19 protein-coding genes and 1 pseudogene are annotated in these 24,978 nt (G+C 68.6%); 13 read left to right on the top strand and 7 right to left on the bottom strand.

Features of this window, described 5'->3' with window-relative positions:
* Nucleotides 1-93: 93 nt before the first annotated feature.
* Both ACTOWK_RS06635 and ACTOWK_RS06630 read left to right on the top strand, forming a co-directional pair.
* A complete protein-coding gene (locus ACTOWK_RS06635) occupies nucleotides 94-426 on the top strand; it encodes a DUF2782 domain-containing protein (RefSeq protein ID WP_441329394.1) in 333 nt (110 codons plus the stop codon).
* Nucleotides 427-564: 138 nt separating this feature from the next.
* Nucleotides 565-990 (top strand): GNAT family N-acetyltransferase, encoded by a 426-nt coding sequence (locus ACTOWK_RS06630; RefSeq protein ID WP_441329393.1) that lies wholly within the window; start codon nucleotides 565-567, stop codon nucleotides 988-990.
* A 256-nt stretch (nucleotides 991-1,246) separates the two neighbouring features.
* Here the strand turns inward: ACTOWK_RS06630 and ACTOWK_RS06625 are convergent, their stop codons facing one another.
* Nucleotides 1,247-3,331, bottom strand: a complete 2,085-nt coding sequence (locus tag ACTOWK_RS06625) for a prolyl oligopeptidase family serine peptidase (RefSeq protein ID WP_441329392.1) — start codon at nucleotides 3,329-3,331, stop codon at nucleotides 1,247-1,249.
* A 182-nt stretch (nucleotides 3,332-3,513) separates the two neighbouring features.
* Here ACTOWK_RS06625 and ACTOWK_RS06620 point away from each other — a divergent pair, with 182 nt between their 5' ends.
* Nucleotides 3,514-4,125 carry a hypothetical protein gene (locus tag ACTOWK_RS06620; RefSeq protein WP_441329391.1) on the top strand — a complete coding sequence of 204 codons (612 nt, stop codon included), beginning with the start codon at nucleotides 3,514-3,516 and terminating at the stop codon, nucleotides 4,123-4,125.
* 197 nt (nucleotides 4,126-4,322) lie between these two features.
* On the opposite strand, the gene ACTOWK_RS06615 is transcribed toward ACTOWK_RS06620, so the two are convergent.
* On the bottom strand, nucleotides 4,323-4,742 hold the full coding sequence (locus ACTOWK_RS06615) for a hypothetical protein (RefSeq protein WP_441329390.1): 420 nt from the start codon (nucleotides 4,740-4,742) through the stop codon (nucleotides 4,323-4,325).
* Nucleotides 4,743-4,963: 221 nt separating this feature from the next.
* The gene (gene uvrD, locus ACTOWK_RS06610; protein WP_441329389.1) at nucleotides 4,964-7,144 is read right to left on the bottom strand and encodes a DNA helicase II; all 2,181 of its coding nucleotides are present in this window, start codon (nucleotides 7,142-7,144) and stop codon (nucleotides 4,964-4,966) included.
* Nucleotides 7,145-7,208: 64 nt separating this feature from the next.
* On the opposite strand from uvrD, the gene ACTOWK_RS06605 reads away from it, so the two are divergent.
* Nucleotides 7,209-8,255: a hypothetical protein gene (locus ACTOWK_RS06605; protein WP_441329388.1), complete on the top strand. Its 1,047-nt coding sequence runs from the start codon at nucleotides 7,209-7,211 to the stop codon at nucleotides 8,253-8,255.
* A gap of 25 nt (nucleotides 8,256-8,280) precedes the next feature.
* Here ACTOWK_RS06605 and ACTOWK_RS06600 read toward each other — a convergent pair whose 3' ends face one another.
* Entirely contained in the window at nucleotides 8,281-8,931 is a 651-nt protein-coding gene (locus ACTOWK_RS06600) for a TIGR00645 family protein (protein WP_441329387.1), read from the bottom strand.
* A gap of 205 nt (nucleotides 8,932-9,136) precedes the next feature.
* On the opposite strand from ACTOWK_RS06600, the gene ACTOWK_RS06595 reads away from it, so the two are divergent.
* The 4 genes and pseudogenes from ACTOWK_RS06595 to ACTOWK_RS06580 all read left to right on the top strand — a co-directional run bounded on the left by ACTOWK_RS06595 (nucleotide 9,137) and on the right by ACTOWK_RS06580 (nucleotide 14,689).
* Entirely contained in the window at nucleotides 9,137-9,847 is a 711-nt protein-coding gene (locus ACTOWK_RS06595) for a glutathione binding-like protein (protein ID WP_441329386.1), read from the top strand.
* Nucleotides 9,848-10,007: 160 nt separating this feature from the next.
* Nucleotides 10,008-12,158 (top strand): annotated as a pseudogene (locus ACTOWK_RS06590) (S9 family peptidase); the annotation flags it as partial.
* A gap of 33 nt (nucleotides 12,159-12,191) precedes the next feature.
* Entirely contained in the window at nucleotides 12,192-12,608 is a 417-nt protein-coding gene (locus ACTOWK_RS06585) for a cytochrome c oxidase assembly factor Coa1 family protein (protein WP_441329385.1), read from the top strand.
* A gap of 281 nt (nucleotides 12,609-12,889) precedes the next feature.
* Nucleotides 12,890-14,689 carry a DUF885 domain-containing protein gene (locus ACTOWK_RS06580; protein WP_441329384.1) on the top strand — a complete coding sequence of 600 codons (1,800 nt, stop codon included), beginning with the start codon at nucleotides 12,890-12,892 and terminating at the stop codon, nucleotides 14,687-14,689.
* A 137-nt stretch (nucleotides 14,690-14,826) separates the two neighbouring features.
* Here ACTOWK_RS06580 and ACTOWK_RS06575 read toward each other — a convergent pair whose 3' ends face one another.
* Nucleotides 14,827-17,406 (bottom strand): serine hydrolase, encoded by a 2,580-nt coding sequence (locus ACTOWK_RS06575; protein ID WP_441329383.1) that lies wholly within the window; start codon nucleotides 17,404-17,406, stop codon nucleotides 14,827-14,829.
* A 487-nt stretch (nucleotides 17,407-17,893) separates the two neighbouring features.
* Between ACTOWK_RS06575 and ACTOWK_RS06570 the strand changes: the two genes are divergently transcribed.
* On the top strand, nucleotides 17,894-18,601 hold the full coding sequence (locus tag ACTOWK_RS06570; RefSeq protein ID WP_441329382.1) for a helix-turn-helix domain-containing protein: 708 nt from the start codon (nucleotides 17,894-17,896) through the stop codon (nucleotides 18,599-18,601).
* Nucleotides 18,602-18,877: 276 nt separating this feature from the next.
* On the opposite strand, the gene ACTOWK_RS06565 is transcribed toward ACTOWK_RS06570, so the two are convergent.
* Nucleotides 18,878-19,561, bottom strand: a complete 684-nt coding sequence (locus ACTOWK_RS06565; protein WP_441329381.1) for a YdcF family protein — start codon at nucleotides 19,559-19,561, stop codon at nucleotides 18,878-18,880.
* A gap of 282 nt (nucleotides 19,562-19,843) precedes the next feature.
* Between ACTOWK_RS06565 and ACTOWK_RS06560 the strand changes: the two genes are divergently transcribed.
* The 3 genes from ACTOWK_RS06560 to ACTOWK_RS06550 are packed head-to-tail and all read left to right on the top strand — an operon-like array spanning nucleotide 19,844 to nucleotide 22,756.
* A complete protein-coding gene (locus ACTOWK_RS06560) occupies nucleotides 19,844-21,046 on the top strand; it encodes a beta-ketoacyl-[acyl-carrier-protein] synthase family protein (RefSeq protein ID WP_441329547.1) in 1,203 nt (400 codons plus the stop codon).
* 38 nt (nucleotides 21,047-21,084) lie between these two features.
* Nucleotides 21,085-21,873 (top strand): beta-ketoacyl synthase chain length factor, encoded by a 789-nt coding sequence (locus tag ACTOWK_RS06555; RefSeq protein WP_441329380.1) that lies wholly within the window; start codon nucleotides 21,085-21,087, stop codon nucleotides 21,871-21,873.
* Nucleotides 21,866-22,756, top strand: a complete 891-nt coding sequence (locus tag ACTOWK_RS06550) for a glycosyltransferase family 2 protein (RefSeq protein ID WP_441329379.1) — start codon at nucleotides 21,866-21,868, stop codon at nucleotides 22,754-22,756. Before ACTOWK_RS06555 ends, ACTOWK_RS06550 begins: the two co-directional genes overlap by 8 nt.
* A 48-nt stretch (nucleotides 22,757-22,804) precedes the next feature.
* On the opposite strand, the gene ACTOWK_RS06545 is transcribed toward ACTOWK_RS06550, so the two are convergent.
* Nucleotides 22,805-23,284, bottom strand: coding sequence for a hypothetical protein (locus tag ACTOWK_RS06545; protein ID WP_441329378.1), 480 nt, complete (start codon nucleotides 23,282-23,284; stop codon nucleotides 22,805-22,807).
* Nucleotides 23,285-23,699: 415 nt separating this feature from the next.
* Between ACTOWK_RS06545 and ACTOWK_RS06540 the strand changes: the two genes are divergently transcribed.
* Nucleotides 23,700-24,953, top strand: a complete 1,254-nt coding sequence (locus tag ACTOWK_RS06540; protein WP_441329377.1) for a hypothetical protein — start codon at nucleotides 23,700-23,702, stop codon at nucleotides 24,951-24,953.
* The last annotated feature ends 25 nt before the right edge of the window (nucleotides 24,954-24,978 follow it).

Here is a 24,978-nt window from a genome sequence, read left to right as displayed (position 1 = left end):
TGCCGCATCGCCGGGGCTGCGACCGTGACCGCGGATGCAGCGGCTTAACGGGCGCACAGCGTATGCTGTCGGCCTGAGACACGGAGAACCGCCATGCGCGCCCCCACCGCCTCGCCGGCCCGCAAAGCCGCCGGCCTGCTCGTCCTTTCCCTGATCGCCATCCTGCTCGCCGCCTGCGCCAGCACCGGCGGCGCCAGCGACGACCCGACCGCCGGCCTGCAGGGCGCCGACGTCCGCACCCGCACCGTCGAAAACGGCGACGTGATCGAGGAGTACCGCATCGCCGGCCAGCTGCGCGCGGTCAAGGTCACCCCCGCCCGCGGCCCCACCTATTACCTGGTCGACAACGACGGCGACGGCCGCCTCGACACCAGCAAGGGCGAAGGCACGGTCTCGCCGGTGTATTACAAACTCTTCAGCTGGTGAGCGGCTGAGAAGCGAATGGAGAGGAGTGAGGAGTGAGTTAGGCTCGCGGCCCTCCTACCGCTCCACTGAGACGTGAGGAATGCGCGTAAGCCCACGCTTGCGTTCACTCCTCACTCCTCATCGCTCACGTCTGCCTTCATGGATATCCGAACCATCGTCGGAGACACCGAACTGCGCGCCGTCTGGCCGCTGGTGTCGCAACTGCGCCCGCACCTCGACGAGGCCGGCTTCGTCGCCCAGATGCACCGCCAGATCGCCGAGGGCTGCCGCGCCACCGTGCTCTACGACGAACAGGGCGTGCCGCGCGCGTTCGCCTGCTGGCGGGTGATGGAAATGCTCGCCGTCGGCCTGCACGTCTATGTCGACGACCTGATCACCGACCAGGCCGTGCGCAGCCGCGGCTACGGCAAGACGATGCTCGACTGGCTCAAGGCCGAGGCCAAGCGCCTGGGCTGCGCGCGCCTGCAGCTGGATTCCGGCACCCATCGCCAGGACGCGCATGCGTTCTACCTGCGCGAGCGGCTGCGCATCGAGGCCTTTCATTTCGGCGTGAAGCTGGATTGAAGCCGGTTTGCACGAAAGTCTGAGTCGCGGCGCAGCCATCTTTGCAACGCCGCCACGAACTTCTGCCCCCTTTGAAGAAGGGGGCGGACGCCCGGCGCAACCGGCTGGGCCGATGCGAATCGTGGCGCGGGGGATTTGCTTGGGCCTCGCTGGCTGTTCGAGTTTGCTGGCAAAAGCAAATCTCCCCTTCCCCCCCTTTTTCAAAGGGGGGAACGGCTTGGGAGATCTCGGAGGGGGAACGGCTTGAGGTGAAACCTCAGCGCGCGTTTCCGGCTGAGCCCGCGGCAGTATCGGCGGCCGCCTTGTTGCGATAGCGCTCGAACCAACCCAGCGTATTGAGCACCTGTGCGAGTGTTTCGCTGGGCCGCGTGCCGATGCCGTGCGAGGCGCCGGGGATGCGGATCATCGCGGTGTCGACGCGGCGCAGTTTCAGCGCCGTGTAGTACTGCTCGGTCTCGGAGATGGGCGTGCGGTAGTCGTTCTCTCCGGTGATCAGCATGGTCGGGGTGACGACCTTGCCGACATGGGCCAGCGGCGACAACCTCCAGTACAGCTCCTGCGCCTCCCACGGCCCGCTCGGGAACCAATGCTGGGTGACGTAGGACGGCCCGTCGGAGGTCAGGGCGAAGCTGGTCCAGTTGATCACCGGCTTGGCGACCACGGCGGCGCGGAAACGGTCGGTGTGGCCGACGATCCAGGCGGTCAGCACGCCGCCGCCGGAACCGCCGGTCACGAACAACTGCTGCGGGTCGACATAACCCTGGGCGATGGTCGCGTCGACCGCGCTCATCAGGTCGTCGTAGTCGTGGCTCGGATAATTCTGGTGGATGTGGTCGGCGAAGGCCTGGCCGTAGCTGGTGCTGCCGCGCGGGTTGAGGTACAGCACGACGTAGCCGGCGGCGGCGTAGAGCTGGGTTTCGACCGCGAACCGCGGGCCGTAGTTCTGATAGGGGCCGCCGTGGATTTCCAGCAGCAGCGGATAACGCTTGCCCGGCTGGAACTGCGGCGGTTTGACGATCCAGCCCTGCACGGCGAGCCCGCCGGCCGAGGATTTCGTCCACAAGGTTTCGACCTCGCCCAGGCGCTTGCGCGCGAGCGAATCGGCGTTGAGATCGGTGAGTACGCGCGGCTTGCCGCCGCGTTCGACCACCGCGACATCGGCCATGCGCGAAGCGGTGCCATGGGTGTAGGCGACGCGGCCGTTGGCGACCGAGAAGCTGCCGCCGGGATAAGGCCGGCCGACCGCGGTGCCGCCGACGTCGCCGGTCACCGATTCGACCTTGCCGCCGCTCGCGGCGATCCAGCCCAGGTGGCTGACGCCGTCGCGGTCGTAACCGAAGTAGAGTCCGCGACCGTTGCGGTCCCACTGCGGGCTTTCGATGTCGTAGTCGAAGCCCCCAGTCAAGGCACGCGAAACGCCGCTGTCGAGATCGAGCACGTACAGGTGTGCGATCTGATAACTGCGCTTGCGGTCGTCGTAGCCGAGATAGGCGATCTTGCGTCCGTCCGGCGACAACACCGGCGCACGGTCGGGCCCTGTGCGATCGGTCAGCGCGACCGCCGCGCCGGTGGCGACGTCGACGCGGTAGATCTCGCTCTCGATCGGGTGGTACTCGTAATCGTCGCGATGATTGGACTCGACGAACAGCGAGCGGCCGTCGCGGCTCCAGGCCAGGGTCGAACCGTGCTGGAAATCGCCCAGGGTGACCTGGCGCGGCGTGCCGCCGTCGGCCGGCATCACGAACACGTGCTCGTAGCCGGGCTTGAGGTAACCGGCGCCGTCGGCGCGGTAGTTCATCTTGTCGATCAGCTTGACGTCCTCGGCCCACTCCGCGCCCTTGGGCTTGGCCGGCAACGTCGCCAGCGGCGTGGTGTCGGCGGCGACGTGCATGGTGAAGGCGAGCCAGCGCCCGTCCGGCGACCAGGTCAGCCCGTTCGGGCTTTCGGTGAGGCGGCTGATCGGCGCTTGCTGCCCGCTGTCCATCCAGCGCACCCAGACCTGGGTCGAGCCGTCGCGATCGGACACCCAGGCGATGCGGTCGCCCGACGGCGACCACGCCGCGGCGCCGTCGCTGGCCGCGCCGCTGGTCAGCGGCCGCTGCTGGCCGCTGTCGGCATCGACCAGCCACAGGTTGCTGCGCCTGCGGTCTTTCATCCGGTCGAAGAACTTGCGCTGGTAGACGATGCGGCGCCCGTCCGGCGACAACGCCGGCTGATCGGCCCATTCCAGATCGAACAAGTCGGCGGGTTGCAGATGGCGCGGGTCGCCGTGCAGGTCGGCGGCGGCGGCCGGCAGCGCGCTGACGGCTAGCGCGGCGGCGAGGACGAAACGCAAGGACATCGGCAGGCCCCGTTACGAATGAAGAAACCGCAGCCTAGGCCGCGGTGGCGACCGGCTCCCAGTGTCGTTGGTCGTGTCCGCCGGGCCTGCGTCCCAAGACCAACGGCAGGCGAGGAATCGCCGGCGAGCTGCTAGGGTGAGCGCCGTGTCCACAGGGGTGGCGACACTCAGGGAAGATGTCGATGGCTCGCGAATCCGCGCTGCGTTCGTGTTCGTCCCGCGGGCGGTGGTCCCGCTGGCGTTCGTACCGTTGGTGGTTGGCCAGCGTCTGCGCGGTCGCGCTGTGCGCCTGCGGCGAACCCGCCGCCGACGTCTCGCGCCCGCTCGGTTACGACCGTCTCGGCGTGCACATGAGCATTCCCGGCAACTGGAGCATGGCCGAAGACAAGCGCGTCGACGCCGTCCACTACATGATCGTGGAGAGCCCAGGCTCGGCGATGTTCGTCGCCATCGTGCAGGCCGACACGACCGCGGAACTGGAAGACTTCGCCCGCGACTTCTCCGCCGAGGCCGACAAGGCGACGCCGTCGGTGATGAGCGGACACAGCCGCTTCGACCGCTCCGCTTTTGCCGAGGGCACGATCCGCGAGCACTACACGCTGAGCCTGGGCGGAGTGAAGGTCCCGCACCGGCGCGAGTACCGCAAGATCACCGGCGCGCATCGGACCGCGTTCCTGATCACCCAGAGCGCCGACGAAGACCTGCCGCAGACCCAACCCGGTTTCGACCTGCTGCTGAAATCGTTCAAGCTCGCCGACGCGCCACGCGCGAGCCCGGGCGCAGCCCAGCACTGAAGCGGCGCGAGGCATAGCGGTGCAAGACTGACGATCGTCGACCCGATACCGTCGCGACAGCAAATCCCCCTGCCCCCTTTCTCAAAGGGGGGACGGTGCTGCGGGGTCGGCGTGGGAACGCGAGCGACGTCAGCCCGGACCGATGCCATTCGGCAAGACGCACGAAGCACGCGCCGATTGCGAAGGGGAGATTCCGCTCAGCGGCTGGACGCGCGCTTCGCCAGCGCGCGCGAGCCGTCGACGATACCGCGCACGACGAACAGCATCACCGCCGGGATCAGGCAGTGCAGGCCGACCCAGCAGTAGTTGAACAGCAGATTCATCCACAGGCCGGAATGGGCGTGATCGTTCGAAAACGCGATCAGGACCGGCAACGGCGCCAGCGCCACGCATTTCGCCAGCGCCGCCGCGACCGAGCGCAAGCGTTCCGGCAGCGCCGCCGCCGGGGCGAGGCAAAGCAGGCCGATGAAGTCCGACACGCCCAGCCAGGTGGGCAGGAACTGCGCCCAGTCCGGACGGATCGAGACCTTGGAGAACAGATAGATGTCGCGGAATACGAATACCGCGATCGACAGCGCCGACAGGCTCAGCAGAAATCCGATGGTGTTTCTTTTCATCTTGCACTCCATTGCTTGAGCGGCGGCTCGGTGGGACGGCGGCTTTGAACTGCAATCTTCGCGAAGGCGGGGGTGATGGTAAATAAGATCGCAGCGGCTCCTTCACATCGTCATCCCCGCGAAGGCGGGAATGACGATCGGGAGTGCCGCACCGGCCGTGACTCGCGTCGGCGCGCGAGCCCAGAAAAGCTCGCGTCTCCATTCCCGCGTCGAACGTCTAACTAGAACGGCTGCAGGTTCGCATAAGCCAGCACCAGCCACTTGCTGCCGGCGTCGTCGAAGTTGACCTGCACCCGCGCGTGCGCGCCGGTGCCTTCGTAGTCGGTCACGGTGCCGGTGCCGAAGCTGGCATGGCGCACCTGCGAGCCCAGCTTGACCGGCGGCGCCTCGATTGCGGCATGGCCGTAGTCGGCGCGGCGCGGGCCGGCGCCGTAAACCGGGCGCGACACCTGCACCTTCGGCCGTACTTCGTTGAGCAGCGCCGGCGGAATCTCGCGCAGGAAGCGCGAGGGCACCCCGTACATGTCCATGCCGTGGATGCGGCGGGTCTCGGCATAGCTCAGCACCAGCTTCTCGCGCGCGCGGGTGATGCCGACATAGGCCAGGCGGCGCTCTTCCTCCAGCCGCCCGGATTCCTCGGTCGAGCGCCCGCTCGGGAACAAGCCCTCTTCCAGGCCGCCGAGGAACACCAGCGGAAACTCCAGGCCCTTGGCGCTGTGCAAGGTCATCAGCTGCACGCCGTCCTCGCCGGCCTGGGCCTGGCCTTCTCCGGCCTCGAGCGCGGCGTAACTGAGGAAGGCGATCAGCTCCGGCATCGCCGCGGCCTCGTCCTCGTCGGTGCGGGTGAAGCGCGAGGCCACCGAGACCAGTTCGTCGAGATTGTCGGTGCGCGAATCGAGCTGGCCGCGCGATTCATTGGCGTAATGCTCGCGCAGGCCCGAGCGCTGCAGGATGTGATCGATCTTCTCCGGCAGCGGCATCTCGACCACGTCGCTTTCGAGCGTGTCGATCAGCAACGCGAACCCGGCCAGGGCGTTGCGGGCGCGCGCGGCGAGCCCGTTCTCCTGAGAGATCCGCCGCGCCGCCTCCCACAGCGAGACCGCGTCGGCGCGGGCGCGCTTGCGCACCTCGTCGAGGGTGCGCTCGCCGATGCCGCGGGTCGGCGTGTTGACCGCGCGTTCGAAGGCGGCGTCGTCGGCGCGGTTGGCGATCATGCGCAGATAGGCCAGGGTATCCTTGATTTCGGCGCGCTCGAAGAAGCGCTGGCCGCCGTAGACCCGGTACGGCACCTGTTCCGACAGCAGGGCCTCTTCGTAGGCGCGCGATTGCGCGTTGCTGCGGTAGAGCACGGCGACGTCGCCGTAGCTGCCGCCGTCGCGCACCCACTGGCGCAAGCGCTCGACCACGAAGCGCGCCTCGTCCATCTCGTTGTAGGCCGCGTACAGGTCGATCGCTTCGCCGTGGCCGGTGTCGGTCCACAGCTTCTTGCCGAGGCGGTCGGGGTTGTGGGCGATGACCGCGTTGGCGGCGTCGAGGATGTTGGCGCTGGAGCGGTAGTTCTGTTCCAGGCGGATGGTGCTGGCGCCGGGGAAATCGCGCAGGAAGCGCTGCACGTTCTCGACCTTGGCGCCGCGCCAGCCGTAGATGGCCTGGTCGTCGTCGCCGACCACGAACACGTGGCCGGAGTCGCCGGCGAGCACGCGCACGAAAGCGTACTGGATCGCGTTGGTGTCCTGGAATTCGTCGACCAGGATCTCGCGGAAACGTGTCCGGTAGTGCGCCAACAGCGCGGCGTTGTCGCGCAGCAACTCGTGCGCGCGCAACAGCAGTTCGGCGAAATCGACCAGGCCGGCGCGTTCGCAGCGCTCCTGGTAGGCCTCGTAGCAGCGCAGCATCACGTCGGCCCATTCGTCGCCGGCCGACTGGATGTTACGCGGACGCCGACCCTCGTCCTTCTGCGCGTTGATCCACCACACGATCTGGCGCGGCGGGAAGCGGGTCTCGTCGAGCTCCAGCGCCTGCACCACGCGCTTGACCAGGCGCAGTTGGTCATCGCTGTCGAGCACCTGGAAGCCTTCCGGCAGTTTCGCCTCCTGCCAGTGCAGGCGCAGCAGGCGATGGGCCAGGCCGTGGAAGGTGCCGATCCACATGCCGCGCGCGCCGTGGCGCAGCTGCGCGTCGACGCGGCCGCGCATTTCGCCGGCAGCCTTGTTGGTGAAGGTCACCGCGAGGATGCCGTGGGTCGGCACGCCGAAGACTTCGTTGATCCAGGCGATGCGGTGGGTCAGCACGCGGGTCTTGCCGCTGCCGGCGCCGGCAAGCACGAGGTAATGACCGGGAGGTGCCGAAACGGCTTCGCGCTGGGCGGGATTGAGTGCGTCGAGCAAATGCGATACGTCCATGCCCGCTATTGTAGCTGCGATGGATTCGGGAACCTTCGCAGCGCATCGCGTTCCAACGCAGACCATGGCCGCCCGCCTGCCGTCGTTGCCGACCCTGTTCGTCTGCGCCCTGCTCGCGGGCGCCCTGCTCGCCTGCAGCGCGGGCGCGTGCGCGGCGCCGGCCGTTGTTGCTCAGGACCCGGCCGTTGCTCGAAACGATGAACGGGTGATCCGCGTCGGCGATGCACGGCTGCGGGTGATCGTCGAGGGCGTGGCCGACCGCGAGCGCGTCGACGAGTTGCAGCGCTGGCTCGCCGAATGCGCCGACGCCGCCCTGACCGCCTACGGCCGCCTGCCGCTGCGCGAGGCCAAAGTGCTGATCCGGCAAAGCCGCGGCACGAGTCGAGGCAGCCCCCGCCAGGGCGGCCGCCGCGGCGATCCCAGCCCGGTGCCCTGGGGCCAGACCCGGCGCGACGATGGCGTCTCGGTGCTGCTGTACGTGCGCCCGGACGCCGGCATCGACGAGCTGCGCGACGACTGGACCGCCGTGCACGAGCTTTCGCACCTGTTCCATCCCTATCTCGGCGAAGACGGCCGCTGGCTCGCCGAGGGCCTGGCGAGCTACTACCAGAACGTGTTGCGCGCCCGCGCCGGCCAGCTCGACCGCGACGAAGCCTGGCGCCGGCTCGATGCCGGCTTCGAGCGCGGCCGAAACAGCGGCGCCGGTGCGCCGCTGGGCGAGATCGGCTGGAGCCGCGCCAGCACCATGCGCATCTATTGGGGCGGGGCGATGTTCTGGCTCGAAGCCGACCTGGCGCTGCGGCGCGAGCGTCGCCTCGACCTGGACACGGTGCTGTCGCGTTATTCGCGTTGCTGCCTGGATGGGGACCGCGAGGCCACACCGGAGGAATTCGTCGCCGAACTCGATCGGCTCGGCGGCGGCAAGGTGTTCACACAGTTGTTCGACCGTTATGCGGCGATGCGCGAGTTCCCGTCGAAACAGCCGGCGTATCGCGTGCTCGGGCTGGACAGCGTGGACGGCAGTCTGCGTTTTTCCGATCGCGCCGACGCAGTGCGGTTGCGACGCGCGATCATGGGGCCGCGAGCGGCCGCCACGCCCAGCACGCGCTGAGCGGACGGCCGCGTGCTCGCCCGGCTCAGTGCGCCGGCTTGCCCGGCTTCTGCACCGTGGTGCTCATCAGCTTGTCGGTCCAGGCGATGCCGATCGCCGAGACGATGAACAGGAAGTGGATGATCGCCTGCCACATCACGCCTTCGGAAGTCAGCTCGCTGCAGACCACCTTGGCCACCCCAGTGGACCCACCGTTGCTGGTCATCGCGGCGATCGCGCGAGCGAATTCGTAAGCCTCCGGCGTACCGCACCGGGGCAGGCCCAGATTGCCGGCGCCGATGAAGGTCTTGAGCAGGTGGATCGAGGAGATGCCGATGATCGCCATCGCCAGCTTGACCTTGAGCACGCTCGCATTGACGTGGCTCAACCATTCCGGCTGGTCCGGGTGGCCTTCCAGGCGCAGGCGCGAGACGAAGGTTTCGTAACCGCCGACGATCACCATCACCAACAGGTTGGAGATCATCACCACATCGATCAGGCCGAGCACGATCAGCATGATCCCCTGCTCGTCGAGCGTGGCCGCGTCCTGCACCAGGTGCATCAATTCCTTGACGAACTTGAAGACGTACACGCCCTGCGCGACGATCAGGCCCAGATAAAGCGGCAGCTGCAGCCAGCGCGAGCTGAAGATCAGCGCCGGCAGGGGATTGAGTCGGTTGCTCTTTGGATCGGTCATGCGAAGCCCGTAACTGAAGCGATATAGGGGGCCAAGAGTAGCCGGGCGGGGATGACGCCGCCACGTCGGGCCGGCCCGAGGGTTCAGCCGGAGCAGGCGCAGGCCTGGCTGCGACAGACGCGGCCGGCACACGCCATCCCATCGGCAAGGCCGCCGCGGCCGCGGAGCCGCACTTACACTGCGGCCTTTCGACGCGGAGTTGCCGATGATCGACCTCTATTACTGGCCGACCCCGAACGGCCACAAGATCACCTTGTTCCTGGAAGAGGCCCAGCAGGCCGGGGCCGGCCTCGACTACTCGATCAAGCAGGTCGACATCGGCGCCGGCGACCAGTTCAAGCCCGAATTCCTGCGCATTTCGCCGAACAACCGGATGCCGGCGATCGTCGACCATGCCCCGGCGGATGGCGGCGCGCCGATCAGCGTGTTCGAGTCCGGCGCGATCTTGCAGTATCTGGCGGCCAAGACCGGCTTGTTCCTGCCCGCGGGCCTGCGCAGCCGGGTCGAGGTGGAGGAGTGGCTGTTCTGGCAGGTCGGCGGCTACGGCCCCATGCTGGGCCAGAACCATCACTTCAACCGCTACGCACCGGAAAAGGTGCCGTACGCGATCGACCGCTATCAGCGCGAGACCGAGCGCCTGTACGGCGTGCTCGACCGGCGCCTGGCCGGGCGCGAATTCGTCGCCGCCGATACACTCAGCATCGCCGATTTCGCCTGTTACCCCTGGACCCGCGAGCACGAATGGCATTACGTCGACCTGATCCGTTACCCGAACGTGCAGCGCTGGCACGACGCGCTGTCGTCGCGGCCGGCGTTCGGGCGCGTCTACGAGATGGGCCAGGCCTACCGTGCCGACCGTACGATGACCGACGAGATGCGCCGGCATCTGTTCGGCACGCCGGCCCCAACCACCTGATGCCTCGCCGCCGAGGCCACGCTCCGGAATCCTCGCCCGCATGAACAACCGCCTGCCCCGCCGCCTCGCTCTATGTCTGCTCGCCATGTCGATCATCGCCACGCCCAGCTTCGCCCTCGCTGCCACGCCCGACGCCGCGCACAGCGCACCGGCGCCGGGCCGCCTGACCCTGGAAGCGCTGACCGGCGATGCGCCCTTGTCGGGGCCGAGCCTGGTCAAGCCGAAGATCGCGCCCGACGGCAGCAAGGTCGGCTTCCTGCGCGGCAAGCAGCGCGACAAGAACCGCCTCGACCTGTGGGCCTACGACATCGCCAGCGGCAAGACCGAATTGCTGGTCGATTCCGACGACGTGCTGCCCGGCGCGGAAGTGCTCAGCGACGCCGAGAAGGCGCGCCGCGAACGTCAGCGCATCGCCGCGCTGTCGGGCATCGTCGACTATCAGTGGTCGCCGGACGGCAAGCGCCTGCTGTTCCCGCTCGGCGGCGACTTGTACTTGTACGACCTGGATAAGTCGGGCAAGGCCGCGGTGCGCAAGCTCACCCACGGCGAAGGCTTCGCCACCGACCCCAAGCTGTCGCCGAAAGGCGGCCACGTCAGCTTCGTGCGCGAGCGCAATCTGTGGGTGATCGACCTGGCCGACGGCAAGGCGACCCAGCTCACCCGCGATGGCAGCGACACCATCGGCAACGGCGTCGCCGAATTCGTCGCCGACGAGGAAATGGACCGCCACACCGGTTACTGGTGGGCGCCCGACGACAGCGCCATCGCCTATGCGCGCATCGACGAATCGCCGGTTCCGGTGCAGAAGCGTTACGAGGTCTATCCCGACCGCACCGACGTGGTCGAGCAACGTTATCCGGCCGCCGGCGACGCCAACGTGCGCGTGCGCCTGCTGGTCGCGGCGATCGGCAGCCAGGCCGCGCCGCGCGAGATCGACCTCGGCAAGAACCCGGACATCTACCTGGCCCGCGTCGATTGGCGCGACGGCCAGCGCCTGACTTTCCAGCGCCAGTCGCGCGACCAGCACCTGCTGGAGCTGATCGAAACCGACCTCGGCAACGGCAAGCAGCGCACCCTGGTCAGCGAGCGCTCCAAGACCTGGGTGCCGCTGCACAACGACCTGCGCTTCCTCAAGGACGGCCGCCTGCTGTGGAACAGCGAGCGCAGCGGCTACGAGCATCTGTACCTGCTCAGCGACGACGGCCAGGCGACCGCGTTGACCTCCGGCGACTGGCCGGTCGACAGCGTGCTCGCGGTCGACGAAACCGCCGGCCAGGTCTATTTCGCCGCCGGCAAGGACTCGCCGCTCGACAGCCAGGTCTATCGCGTCGCCCTCGCCGGCGGCCCGATCGAGCGCCTGTCCAAGAGCGATGGCTATCACTCGGCCAGCTTCGCCCACAACGCCAATGTCTACGTCGACGCCTGGTCGAACCCGCAGACGCCTCCGCAGTTGGAGCTGTACCGCAACGACGGCACCCGCATCGCCGCGCTGATCGACAATAACCTCGACGACGCCGCGCATCCGTTCGCGTCTTACCGCGGCGCGCAGCGCCCGATCGAGTACGGCACGATTCCCGCCGCCGACGGCAAGACGCCGCTGCACTACAGCCTGATCAAGCCGACCGGCTTCGACCCGGGCCAGCGTTATCCGGTCGTGGTCTACGTCTACGGCGGCCCGGCCACGCAGACGGTCAAGCGCGCCTGGTCGCCGGACTTCAACCAGTACCTGGCCCAGCGCGGCTACGTGGTGTTCTCGATCGACAACCGCGGCACGCCGCGCCGCGGCGCGGCCTTCGGCGGCGCGTTGTACGGCAAGCAGGGGACGGTGGAGGTGGCCGACCAGCTCAAGGGCGTCGATTGGTTGACGTCGCAGCCCTGGGTAGACGGCAACAAGATCGGCGTCTACGGGTGGTCCAACGGCGGCTACATGACCTTGATGCTGTTGGCCAAGGCCAGCGACCGCTACGCCTGCGGCGTCGCCGGCGCGCCGGTCACCGACTGGGGCCTGTACGACACTCACTACACCGAGCGTTACATGGGCTTGCCGAAGGGCAACGTCGAAGGCTATCGCGAGGGCCGCGTGCTCGAGCACATCGACGGCCTGACCTCGAAGCTGCTGCTGATCCACGGCATGGCCGACGACAACGTCCTGTTCACCAACTCGACCGTGCTGATGAGCGCCCTGCAACAACGCGGCCAGCCATTCGAGCTGATGACCTACCCAGGCGCCAAGCACGGCCTGCGCGGCCGCGACAACCTGCATCGCCTGCGCCTGACCGAAGACTTCTTCGACCGTTGCCTCAAGCCCTGAGCGCACTGACGCCCACCGAATGGATGCCCTGCCATGAACACCTCCCGCCCCGCCGCGCCCTATCGCAAGCCCTGGGTACAGCGTCACTGGATCCTGACCCTGCTGCTGGCCTTGGGCGTGTTGTTCAGCCTGAGCATCGCGATCGGCGCATGGATGATGTATTCGGTCATGGACTCGATGCGCTACACCCCGCCCTTCATCGAGGCGATGGAGCGCGCACGCGCGAACCCGGAGGTGAAAGCCGCGCTCGGCGAACCGCTCGAGGGCCGCTTCGTGCTCGGCGCGGTCGAGCCGAAGGACCAGGGCGTGGCCAAGTTGTTCGTTTTCGTGCACGGCCCGAAAGGCAAGGGCGAGGTCCAGGTCGAGGGCGTCAACGAGCAGGGCACCTGGCGTTACAGCCTGATGCGCGTGAACATCGACGCGACCAAGACCTCGATCGATCTGCTGTGATCGCTGCGACCGGGGCCGCTTCGACCGGGACCGCTCGCGACGCATCACGGTGGCCGTCCATCGCGGCAACGCACAACGCCGCCCTCTCCCGCGTGCGGGAGAGGGCTGGGGTGAGGGCCGCTGCATCGTCCTGGGGACGCAATTGGGCGCCCACGGAAACGGCGCGGCCTGGCTCGAACTCGTCCTTCTCCGATCGATCTCGCCGCACCGCATGACCTTCGGCGCTTGGCCTGGGCCGCCGCCGCGCCGATGCTGGCCGCTTCAACCCAGTGAGCCACCTCATGAAGCCGCTCGTTCTCGCCGTCGCCCTGGCGCTGTCCGCGCCCACGCTCGCCATCGCGCCCGCCGGCGCCGCCCCGGCGCCCCAAACCGCGGCCAAGCCGGTTCCGGCCTGGATCGCGCAGAGCAACGAATACGCCAAGATCCTGATCCAGGCGCAGGGGCAATTCGCGCCCGAGCAGATGTCGTTCTTCGGCGTGCCCGGCTACGACGACAAGGTCAGCGACCTCAAGCCCGAGGTCGGCAAGCGTTTCCGCGCGGCGATGGCCGAAGCCAAGCGCGGCTTGCAGGCCAAGCTCGAAGTCGAGCGCAACGCCGACGTGCGCCAGGACCTGCAGATCATGATCCATGCCGCCGAGGACAACATCGAGGGCAGCGCGCTCAACGAGCGCCTGGTGCTGCCGTGGTTCGATGCGCCGCAGACCGTGTTCTCGGGCATGCAGGCGCTGCTGTCGGAGCAAACGCCCGAACGCCACGCCGCCGCGCTCGCGCGCCTCAACGCCTATGTCGGCCTGGCACCGGGCAGCGAACCGCTGACCGTGCTCGCGCGCCAACGCTACGAAGAACGCCTCAGCGATACCAACCTGCTGCAGCCGACCAAGCTCGAAGTCGAACAGGCGCTCGGTAACGTCGACACCTACGCCGCCGGCATCCGCAAGCTGTTCGAGAAGTACAAGATCCAGGGCGCCGAGCCGGCGCTGAAGGCAATGGAGACCCAACTGCGCGCGTACGGCCAGTGGACCCGCAGCACGGTGTTGCCGAAGGCGCGCAGCGATGCGCGTCTGCCGCCCGAGCTGTACGCTTACTCGCTCAAGCAGTTCGGCATCGACGTCGACCCGCAGTTGCTGATCCGCCGCGCCCAGGTCGAGTTCATGGAAACGCGCGCGGCGATGGCGCAACTCGCGCCCTTGGTCGCGCAAGCCAAGGGTCTGAAAGTCGCCGACCCGCAGGACTATGTGCAGGTGATGCGCGCGCTCAAGCGCGACACCATCCCCAACGACCAACTCGAACCGCGCTACCGCAAGGTCATCGACGCGATCGACCCGATCATCCGCAAGCAGCGGATCGTCGACGTGCCGCAGCGGCCGATGGTGATGCGCCTGGGCAGCGAAGCCGAATCGGCGGCGCAGCCGGCGCCGCACTTCCTGCCGGCGCAGCTGGTCGGCAACACCGGCCAGAAGGGCCAGTTCGTGCTGCCGCTGTCGGTGCCGAGCCCGGATGGCAAGGCCCTGCAGTACGACGACTTCAACTACGAGTCGGTGGCCTGGACCCTGTCCGCGCACGAAGGCCGCCCAGGCCACGAGCTGCAGTTCACCGCGATGGTCGAACGCGGGATCTCGCTGGTGCGTTCGATGTTCGCCTTCAACTCGGTCAACGTCGAGGGCTGGGCGCTGTACGCCGAAGCCGAGATGGTGCCCTACGAGCCGCTCGACGGGCAGCTGATCGCACTGCAGTTCCGCCTGCTGCGCGCGGCGCGCGCGATCCTCGACCCGATGCTCAACCTCGGCCTCACCGACCGCGCCAGCGCCGGCCGGGTGCTGTCCGAACAGGTCGGCCTGTCCGAGGCGATGACCAAGCAGGAACTCGACCGCTACATGTTCCGCGCACCGGGCCAGGCCGGCAGCTATTTCTACGGCTACAGCCGCATCCTGGAACTGCGCATGGAAACCGAACTGGCGCTCGGCGATCGCTTCGACCGGCTCAAGTTCAACAACTACCTGCTCGACCAGGGCCTGCTGCCGCCGGACCTGCTCGGCAAGGCGGTGCGCGAGGACTTCGTGCCGGCGCAGAAGCAGCGCTGAAGCGGGGAAGCGGCGCTCGCCGGCGAGGCATCAAGCGGCGCTCGCCGCTGACGGGGGCATCAAGCAACGAGGCCGCGGATCGCTCCGCGGCCTCGTTGCTTTGAGAGGTAGTGCTACGACACCCGTGTCGCGATGCTTCAATACACCAGCGACAGGCTCAGGGTTCGCAACACCACGACGTACCAGACCATCGCCACGCAGGCTGCGGCGACCGCGATCGTGCAGACACGGCGCAAACGCTGCGGCGACGCGCGCCACACCGCGCGGGCGTTGAGCACGGCGACCACCGCAGTCGCCACACTCGCCAGCCCCAGCAACTGGGCGACGCGGATCCAGGGATCGAGCGCGCCGTCGAGCATGCGCACTGAAGCGTCGATGCGGGTGATGATCCACAGCCACAGCAAGGCCAATACGATGTTGCCGATCAGGCCGAGGAAACTCAGCAGGCGCAGGCGGCGATCGCGCCCGGCCAGTACCAGTGGCCGCCGGAAGTGGCGGCGCACCAGGGCCGCGACCGGCCACAGCAGCACGGCCAGCGCCTGCACCGCGAGGGCGAGGCACAACAGCGGCAGCATCCAGCCCGGCGAACGCCAGCCGGGCACCGGCTGCAGCCACATCGCCGCCGGCACGTCGTCGCTGCTGACCGCGATCACCTGGTTACCGTCGAGCTTGGCCGCGAGCAGGCTGTCGCCGCCGACCTCGCGCCAGACATAGGGCTCGACTTCGCGCCAACGCTTGGACCGGCCGTCGGGCGTGCGGAACGCCGACACGCTCAGGGTGTCGTCGTCGTTGACGCCGATCTTGGCGCTGCCGAGCAGGCGCGCGATGGCGAGGAAGTTGCTGCTCGACGCGCGGCTGTTCTCGTAGCGGCCGGCGAGTTGCTCGGCATGCAGACGCGCCGTCGGCAGGGTCGGCTGCTGCGCCGCGCGCACCGGGAAATAACGCTGGATCACGCCCTTGATCAGGTCGCGATGCAGCGCGCGCCCGGCGCTGCCGGGGCCGTCGGCGGACACGAACAGGCCGAGCCCGTGCGCCGGCAGCAGCACCAGATTGCTCTGGAAGGCTTCGGTCGCACCGCCGTGGCCGATCGCCACCGGCCCACGGGTGTCGCGACGGAAGAACCCCAGCGCCATCGCATCCAGGCCCGGGATCGGCCGCAACGCGGTCGCATGCAAAGTCTGCAGGCTGTGCGGCTGCAGGATCGTCGCCGCGCCGGTACCGTGCTCGTCGAGCTGCGCGATCATGAAACGCGCCATGTCCAGGCCGGTCGCCGACAGACTGCCGGCCGGCGCCGGGTTGACCAGCTCGAACGGAATCGGCGCGCCGCCGGCGTTGCTATAGCTCTTGGCCATGTCGCCGGCCAGGCCCTTCGGCAGCGGTTGGCGGAAGCTCGACTGGCGCATGCGCAGCGGCACGAGCACGTTGGCTTCGATGTAGTCGTCGAACGGCTGCTTGCTGATGCGCTGAACGATGTAGGCGGCGAGCGCGGCGCCGTAGTTCGAATACGCCGGCACCTTGCCGGGCGCATAGACGCGCTCGGGCTGCACCTGTTTCAGATAACGCTCGAGCGGCAGCAGGCGCGATTCGTCGGCGGCGAACAGATGCTTGGCCGATTCCTCGAAACCCGCGGTGTGGGTCATCAGCTGGCGCATCGTCGCCGGCTGGCCGGCGTAGTCGCGGATCTTGAAGTCGAGGTAGCGGTTGACGTCGGCGTCGAGGTCGAGCTTGCCCTGCTCGACCAACTGCATCGCCGCAGTCCAGACGAACAGCTTCGAGATCGAACCCGGACGCACCAGGGTGCGCGCGGCGTCCATCGGCTTGCGCTGGCCTACGTCGGCGTAGCCGTAGCCTTTCGCCAACAGCACCTGGCCGTCGCGGACCACCACCACGACCGCGCCGGCGAGTCCGCCGCGCGCGATCGCCAACGGCACCAGGCCGTCGACATAGGCTTCCAGGTCCGGCGCGCTCAGCATCGGGATCGGCGCGACCGCACCGGGCTCGACCAGGATTTCGCTGGCGGCTTCATTGCCGCGGGCGAGCGAGGCTTCGAGCACAGTGCCGCCGTCGGCCAGGGCGCTCGCTTGCGCCACCGGCGCCGGGTCGACCGCATCGGCGATCGCGTCAGGCAGGGGTTCCGGCAACGGCGCGAAGCTGGCCGGTGCGTTCGCATTCGCGGCGGCGGCGGCCCCCGGCTGCGAGGTTTTGCTTGCGCTGGCCGGCTTGGCCGGCGCCGCCTTCACTGCGATGGCCGCGACCTCGGCATCGGCGGCGGCCGGGGTCTTCGCCGGCACCTTCGAAGGCACCGGTGAAGCACGCGTGGGCAGGGCCGAGTTCGTGCTGGCGCTCGCGGGCAAGGGCGCAGGAGCGGCGTCGCGCGCGGCCGCGGCACCCGACAGCGGCAGGGCGCGGGTGGTGGCCGGAAACGCCGACGACGCGGCTGGCTTGGCCTGGCCCGACACGGGCGGGGGAACGGGCGCCGAAGTCGGCGCGGCCTTGACCGGCTCGGGTTTGGGCTCGGGTTTGGGCTCGGGCTTGGGCTCGGGCTTGGGCTCGACCCTGGCTGGCGCCGGCTGGACCGTTTGCGGCGGGTCCGACTGGGCCGAAGCGCCGGTTGCGGCCTCGGCCGGCGGTGGCGACTGCGCCCACAGGGAACCGGCCAACATCATCACCGCGACGCCGGACACCGCGATGCCGCGCATCGAACGCTTGGACTTCATCTGACCCCCGAAAGCAGCTGCACCGTCGCCGGGTATTCCGCCGGCATGCGCTGCCGGTCGCTCCAGGCGCGGACGTTGGCGGCGAGTGTACGCGGTCGGGCCTGGGGTTCATTCGCGCTGGAGCTAGAGCAAATCCCCCCTGCCCCCTTTTTTAAGGGTGAATCAGTCGGGTGGTCATGCAATGGTCGGTCGGCTTTGCGGGAGTGCCCTGCGCCGGTGCAGATGCTGCAACTACCCGTAGCCGAGCGAAATCGCGATGGTGGTCGCAGTCGGTCCGGCTTCGAGCCTCGCCCGGTAACGCCGATTCGGCCCCGCCCGGCGCCAAGGAGGGTCTCGATCGGACCTGCTTCGAGCGGTCTCCGGCTGCGTTACCCCGATTTCCGGATCGGAAAATTATTTTCGATAAGTAAACAACGGTTGGCTTTCGCGGCTTGGCAAGGCCCGGGGGGCCGCCTAGAGTCGTCCATGACCCCTCTCGGCCGCCTTCATGCCCGCCAAGCGCAGCCAGAACGTAACCACGGCCGCACCCGCGGTCCCGAATCCCGGGATCGCGTTGCGGATGCTGCGCCGTCAGCGGGGCTGGACCCTGGCCGAAATCGGCGCGCGCACCGGGCTGCCGATCTCGACCTTGTCGAAGATCGAGAACGGCAAGATGTCGCTGAGTTTCGACAAGCTCACCCGCATCGCCCAGGGCCTGGAAGTCGACATCGGCGAGCTGTTCTCGTCGCAACCGCCGGGCGTCAACGAAAACTTCAGCGGACGCCGCAGCATCACCCGCGCCGGCGAGGGCTATGCGATCCGCACCGAGCACTACCACCACTTCTATCCGGCCTCGGAGCTGCTCAACAAGCGCCTGGTGCCGATCATCGCCGAGGTCCATGCGCGCTCGCTGGACGAGTTCGGCGACCTGATCCGCCACACCGGCGAGGAGTTCGCCCTGGTGTTGGAAGGCACGATCGAACTGCATAGCGAGTTGTATGCGCCGGCGCGGCTGGAGGTGGGCGATTCGATTTATTTCGACAGCGCGATGGGCCATGCCTACATCGCCGCGTCGGCGAGCCCGTGCCGCCTGCTCGCGGTGTGCTCGGGCAACGAAGCGCATCTGCGCGAAGCGCTGTCGCGCAAGATCGCCTCCGAACCGATCCGCATGTCCGCCGTGCGGCCGGCGAAGGCCCGCCGCAGCGCCAACCTGTGAGCGATCCGACCCGGGCGGCGAACGCTCGCGCGCAACGGCCTTTCGTCCAGGCAACTGCGGATAACCGTCACACAGGCCGCAAACGCCGGTCACGACGCCGGATTTTCCTATCGCGAAACTGCCGGGCGCCGGGTCGTTCGGCGGCAAAGGCCGCATCGGCGTCGCGCGTCGGCGTTCATGCGATGAAGCAGGTCGCGGTCCGCGCGGATCGGGCATTGGATTATCGCGTGGCGTTCGAGAACCTCGTCGTCGCCCGGCCCGCCCTGCCGGACTCGCTCAACTGACTCGCGCGAGCATGCGCTGGTTGCGCGTCAGCCGCGCCCAGCGCGCACCGATGTCGCTCATGCACACGTAGGCCGCTTCGCCGGCCAGGCGCCACATCATGCGCGGACTCAGGCTCAGGCGCGGCTCGGCCGCGCACAGCTCCCAGTCGTAACCGAGCTGGCGCGCGAACAAGGCGCAGCGCGCGAGGTGGTAGCGGCTGCTCAGCAGGGTCACGCGCGAGCGCATGCCGTCGCCGAGCATGACCCGGGCGTTGCGCAGATTCTGCAAGGTGTCGCGCGATTCCGATTCCAGTTGCATCGGCGCATCCGAGGCGAAGCCGCGCGCGAGCAGACCGTGACGCGCGAGCTCGGCTTCGCTGGGCTCGTCGGCGGCGCCGCCGCCGAGCAGCACGACGTTGCGTGGCGGACGCGCCCGCCACAACGACACCGCGCGATCCAGGCGCGCCTCGAAGTCCCGGTCCAGGCGCCCGCCCGGCGCATGCTTGCCGAACAGCAGCACGCATTCGCCGCGCTCGGGCCGACAGGGCGCATTGCGCGCGACCCGCAGCACGTGCACGAAGTAACCGACGTAGACCAGGCCGGCGCTGAGCACGCACGCGGCCGAGGCCACCGCGGCGACGTGCAGCACGTCGCGATCGCCCAACAGGGACAGGCGGTGGCCGAGACGGTTGGACATGGCAGCGGGCGCGACCTGCATAGGAAGGAAAACGAGAACGACGGTACGACGACTGCGGTATGAGGGCGGCGCGCCGCAGGCGCAAGCGCAACGCCGCGGCGCAGGCCCCGACGCAGGCCTATTCGATCGCCTGCGCATGAAGCATTCAGCCTCGCAGCGTCAGCGGCGGCACCTCAGGACCATGCGGCCATGGCCGCGGCGGTGCCCGAGCGCCCCTCGCTATACTGCGGGCGTTCCCCACCGCGCGATTCTACCCACTACGTGACGTCCCCACCTTTACCGATGCCGCCGCTGGCGATCCGCGCCTACACCGCGACCACCGCGCTCGGCCGCGGCCTGGACGCCCAGGCGAGCGCCCTGCGCGAACGGCGCAGCGGCCTGCGGCGCAACGATCTCGCCCCGCTCGCCGCCGGCGAGGCGCCGCTGGACTGCTGGATCGGCCGCGTCGAGGGTCTCGAAGAGGCCGCCCTGCCGGCCGAGCTGAGCCGCTGGGAATGCCGCAACAACCGCCTGGCCTGGCTGAGCCTGCAGCACGACGGCGTGCGCGAAGCGTTGGCCGCGGCGGTCGCCCGCCACGGCGCCGAACGGGTCGCGGTGATCATCGGCACCTCGACCTCGAGCATCGGCGCGACCGAAGAGGCGTATAGCCGCCTGGACAACGACGGCCGGGATTTCCCCGCCGATCTGGCCCGGCCGCATTTGCATACGCCGCACTCGATCGGCGCCTTCGTCGCCGCCGCGACCGGCTTGCGCGGCCCCTGCGTGACCGTCGCCACCGCCTGCTCGTCGAGCGCCAAGGTGTTCGCCCAGGCCGCGCGCCTGATCGCCGCGGGGCTCGCCGATGCGGCCCTGGTCGGCGGCGTCGATACCCTGTGCGGCAGCGTGCTGTTCGGCTTCAACTCGCTGCAGTTGGTGTCCGACCAACCCTGCCGCCCCTTCGATGCCGAACGCATCGGGCTCTCGCTCGGCGAGGCCGGCGGTTATGCGGTGCTCGAACGCCTCGACGACGGCGAACGCGCCGCGTTGGAGCTGCGCGGCTACGGCGAATCCAGCGACGCCCACCACATGTCCTCGCCGCATCCGGAGGGCCTGGGCGCGCGTTTGGCAATGGCCGACGCGATGGCCCGCGCCGGCATCGACGCGGCCGAGGTCGGCTATCTGAACCTGCACGGCACCGCCACTCCGGCCAACGACAAGATCGAAGCGCTGGCGATCGCCGCGCTGTTCCCCGACACCTTGCACGCCTCCTCGACCAAGGGCTGGACCGGGCACACGCTCGGCGCCGCCGGCATCGTCGAGTCGGCCTTCGCCCTGCTCGCACTCGAACGCGAGCATCTGCCGGGCACGCTCAACAGCATCGTGCCCGACCCGGCCAACGGTCCGCAGATCCGTTTCGATGCGGCCGACACTCGGATCCGTTACGCCATGAACAATTCCTTCGGCTTCGGCGGCAACAATTGCTCGCTGGTGTTCGCGCGCCCATGACCGCCGCCGATCTCGATTCGTCGACGAGGCGCTCGCCGATGCTCAGCGCCGTCATCGAAAGCGTCGGCTACTGGAGCCGCGGCCTGCCCTCGTGGGAGGCCGCGCGCGCCTTCGCCGTGCACGGCGAGCTGGTGGCCGACGCGCCCTCGCGGCCGTCGCCGCAATTGCTGGCGCCGAACGAGCGCCGGCGCGCGCCGGAAACCGTGGCAGTGGCGCTGGAAGTCGCGCTCGCCGCCTGCCAGGCCGCGAACCGCGACCCGGCCGAGCTGCCGTCGGTGTTCGTGTCCTGCCACGGCGACATGGCGATCACCGACTACATGTGCGCGACCTTGGCCAGCGCACCGCGCACGATCTCGCCGACCCGCTTCCACAACTCGGTGCACAACGCCGCCGCCGGCTACTGGACCATCGGCGCCGGCGCGATGCGTCCGGCCACCGCGTTGAGCGCGCTCGATGCCAGCTTCGCCCAGGGTTTGATCGAGGCCCTGGCCCAGATCGCCGCCGGCGACGAGGCCGTGCTGCTGGTCGGCTACGACGGCGCCGCGACCGGCCCGCTGCAGACGATGTGGCCCAGCGACGGCCTGCTCGGCGCAGCGCTGGTGCTCGCGCGCGCGCCGTTCGACGGCCCCGTGCGCGGACCGGTGCTGCGCGCCTGGCTCAGCGACGAACCGTCGTCGCCGCTCGAGGGCAAGCTGTCTCGCCGCGAAACCGGCAACGCCGGCGCCGCGATGCTGCCCTTGTTCGACGCCTTGGCCTCGGGCCATGATCGGCTCGCATTGCCGGCCGGTGTCGGCCGAACCCTGCGAGTGGAGCTCGCCCATGACTGAAAGACCCGTATCGCCAGGACGCGACGGCCAGACGCCAGGCACGGCGACACCGCACCGGACCCGTCCGGTGCGCCTGGATCGCCATAACGTCGCGGTGGTCGTTCCGGCGCTCAACGAAGCGCTGCGCATCCGCGACGTGGTCGAAGGCGCGCTGGCCCAATGCGCGCACGTGATCGTGATCGACGACGGCTCCGACGACGGCACCGCCGAACGCATCGCCGACTTGCCGGTGACCGTGCTGCGCCACGCGCAACGCCAGGGCAAGGGCGCGAGCCTGCGCGACGGTTTCGCCGAGGCCCTGCGCCGCGGCTTCCTCGCCGTGCTGACCATGGACGGCGACGGCCAGCACGCCGCCGAAGACATCCCGCGCCTGATCGACAGCGCCAACCGTTATCCCGACCACATCGTGATCGGTGCGCGCCTGCGCAAGCGCGCCTCGCAACCGACCTATCGCCGCCTGGCCAATAATTTCGGCGACTGGGGCGTGGCCTGGGGCACCGGCTACCAGATCGCCGACAGCCAGAGCGGCCAGCGCCTGTACCCGGCCGCGGTGATCGCCCTGGACGAGGTACCCGGCGAAGACTTCGTGTACGAGGCGCAGATCCTGATGTCGGCGGCGCAGCAGCTCGGCACCCGCTGCGTCTCGGTGCCGATCGAATCGCGCTACCAGAACCAGGATTCGCAGGAAGAATTCCGCGCCAGCCATTTCAAGCCCTTGCGCGATTTCAGCCGCATCACCAGCCACATCGTCGGCCAATGCCTGCGCCGCGGCGGCATCCCCGCGGTCTATCGCAGCATCCGCGCCAACCCGCCCTTGATCGACGATCCGAGCGGCGAGTTTTCCGGCGAGGCCGCGCACAAGGCGCAGACTCATACGCGTTGATGTTGCGCTGATGCGGCAAGAGATATTCGCAGTAACGCTGCGCGCGCCTCAGTTGCGCGGCGGGTTGACCGGCGGCGCCGGCGGGCCCGGGTCGTTCATCGGCGGCGGATTCAATACGTAGATCGCCACGCCGCGCGCGAACTTCTGCCGCGGGCTGATGCTGACCCCGACGCCGCCACCGCTATAGTGGCGCCCGCCGAAACTGCCGCCGCCGGCACCGACGCTGACGCCGCTGCCGCCGTAGCCGTCTTCGGTGCCCTGGAACAACACGCCGTTGGCGCCGAGCTTGGCCGCTTCGGCGCGCAGTTTGCCGACCACCGAATCCATCTTGTTCTGCTCGCCGTAGGTGAACGCGCCGCTGTTGCTTTCGAGCAGGGCGATCTCCTCGTAGCGGCTCGGCGGCGGCACGAAATACACCCGCACCTGCGAGACCGGCACCGGCGGCCGCGGCTGGCCGGTGATCACATGGGAACTGGCGCAGGCCGACAGGGCCAGCGCGAACATAGCGATGAACAGGCTGCGCGACATCGGAGGTCTCCCATACGGCCTTCGCGGCGGATCGGCTCATGCTACGCCCGCCGGCCCGGCATCGGGTGAGCGCCCGGTAAGCGGTCGCCCGTCGGCGACGATCGGACGGCAGCGGCGCTGCCGGACCGCGCCCGCGAGTTCGGAAAGAACGCGGCATCGGCGCACCGCCGCTTCAACGGCCGCCTGTTGGATCTTGTCCGCATTCGGACACCTGTCACCCACGCCCCGCCGCCGGCGTGATCTGATGCGCCCGCGAGCCCGGGCGCCCCGCATCGACCCAGACATCGACCCAGCCATCGCGTCGGCCAGCCCCTTCCGCCAGCCGCCCGAACACCGAACGCCGTCTTCTTGCCGACGGCGTGCGGCGCCTTGGCTCGCACTCATCGTTATGCCACGCGTCTCAATGGAGTGAACCATGCGTATCAGGAATGCATTGCTGCTGTCCCTGCTGGCCTGCGCGCCGGCCAGCGCAGCGATCTACGCGCCGCCCCCGGCCTACTACCCGCTGTATCAGACTTACAACCCGACCATTACCGATTACTTCTACACGCTCAATTACCACGAGGCCTACGGCGCCGTCGGCTATCAGGGGCCGAGCGTGTTCACTTACCTCGAGAAGACCCCGCAGCCGTCGACCGTCGCGCTCAAGCGTTATTGGAAGGGGTCGCCGCAGAACGACCACATCTATCTCACCGATCAGTTCCCGGAGGAGATCGGTTACGTCCTCAGCAACGGCTACGTCTACGAAGGCATCGAAGGTTATATCTACACCCAGCCGATGCCGGGTTCGCTGCCGGTGCATCGGCTCAACTACAACTACGGCAACGGCGATCTGGTGCATAAGTACGCGACCAGCGAAGCCGAACGCCAGGCGTTGGTGCAGCAGGGCTGGGGCTACGACCGCGTGCAGGGTTATGTCCCGTACCAGAGCGCGTTGTTGCAACCCAACGGCACCGTGCTCAGCGGCTATCCCGCCCTGCCCGGCGGTGCCGTCGTGGCGCGCCGCTGCGATCCGGTCAGCACGCCGAACTTCTGCGACAGCCCCCAACATCCCAACCGCGAGCCGCACTATCGCAACAATTTCTACGGCTATCGCGGCGTGTCCAGCACGGTCAAGCCGGCCGGCAGCAACGTACAGAAGATCCAGTTCGACGTATGGTCGCCGGACTTCTTCATCGGCTCCGACGAGCACATCGTGATCGGCGTGCACGGCGGGCTGACCGTCGGCACCGAGCAGATCACCCTCGAAGGTCTCGGCATCACCCTCGGCCAGTCCCAGATGTGCGGCGACGGTGTGTCCCAGGTCGAAGGCTTCTGGCTCGCGCCGGGCACGACCTACGGCTACGGCGGTTTTCTGGCGTCGACCTGCCCGGCCCGCACCTCGGACCCCAACGGCAAATACCTCGCGCCGATCCCGATGGAAAACCATCATCCGTATCGCGTGGTGATCAAAGTCTCCGACGCGGGTTCGATCCAGTACTCGGTGCTCGACGGCTACACCCTGGCTTCGATCCAGGGCCAGACCTTCAACGCCGTCAACCAATATCCGGGCGGCATCAGCGGCTTCCCGAACAAGACCGGTTACTACATCGCGCCGTCGACCACCTCCAAGCGCGACTACACCTTGTACCTCAGCAACCTCAGCGTGAGCTGGCAGAACGGGTTCTGATCGCAGCGCGTCCGATAACGTGGCG

The organism is Lysobacter sp. CA196 (assembly GCF_052078695.1).
In the GTDB taxonomy this organism is placed as follows: domain Bacteria; phylum Pseudomonadota; class Gammaproteobacteria; order Xanthomonadales; family Xanthomonadaceae; genus Lysobacter.
Note: the sequence above shows the minus strand (reverse complement) of the source record. Positions and strands in the feature narration are given on the sequence as shown.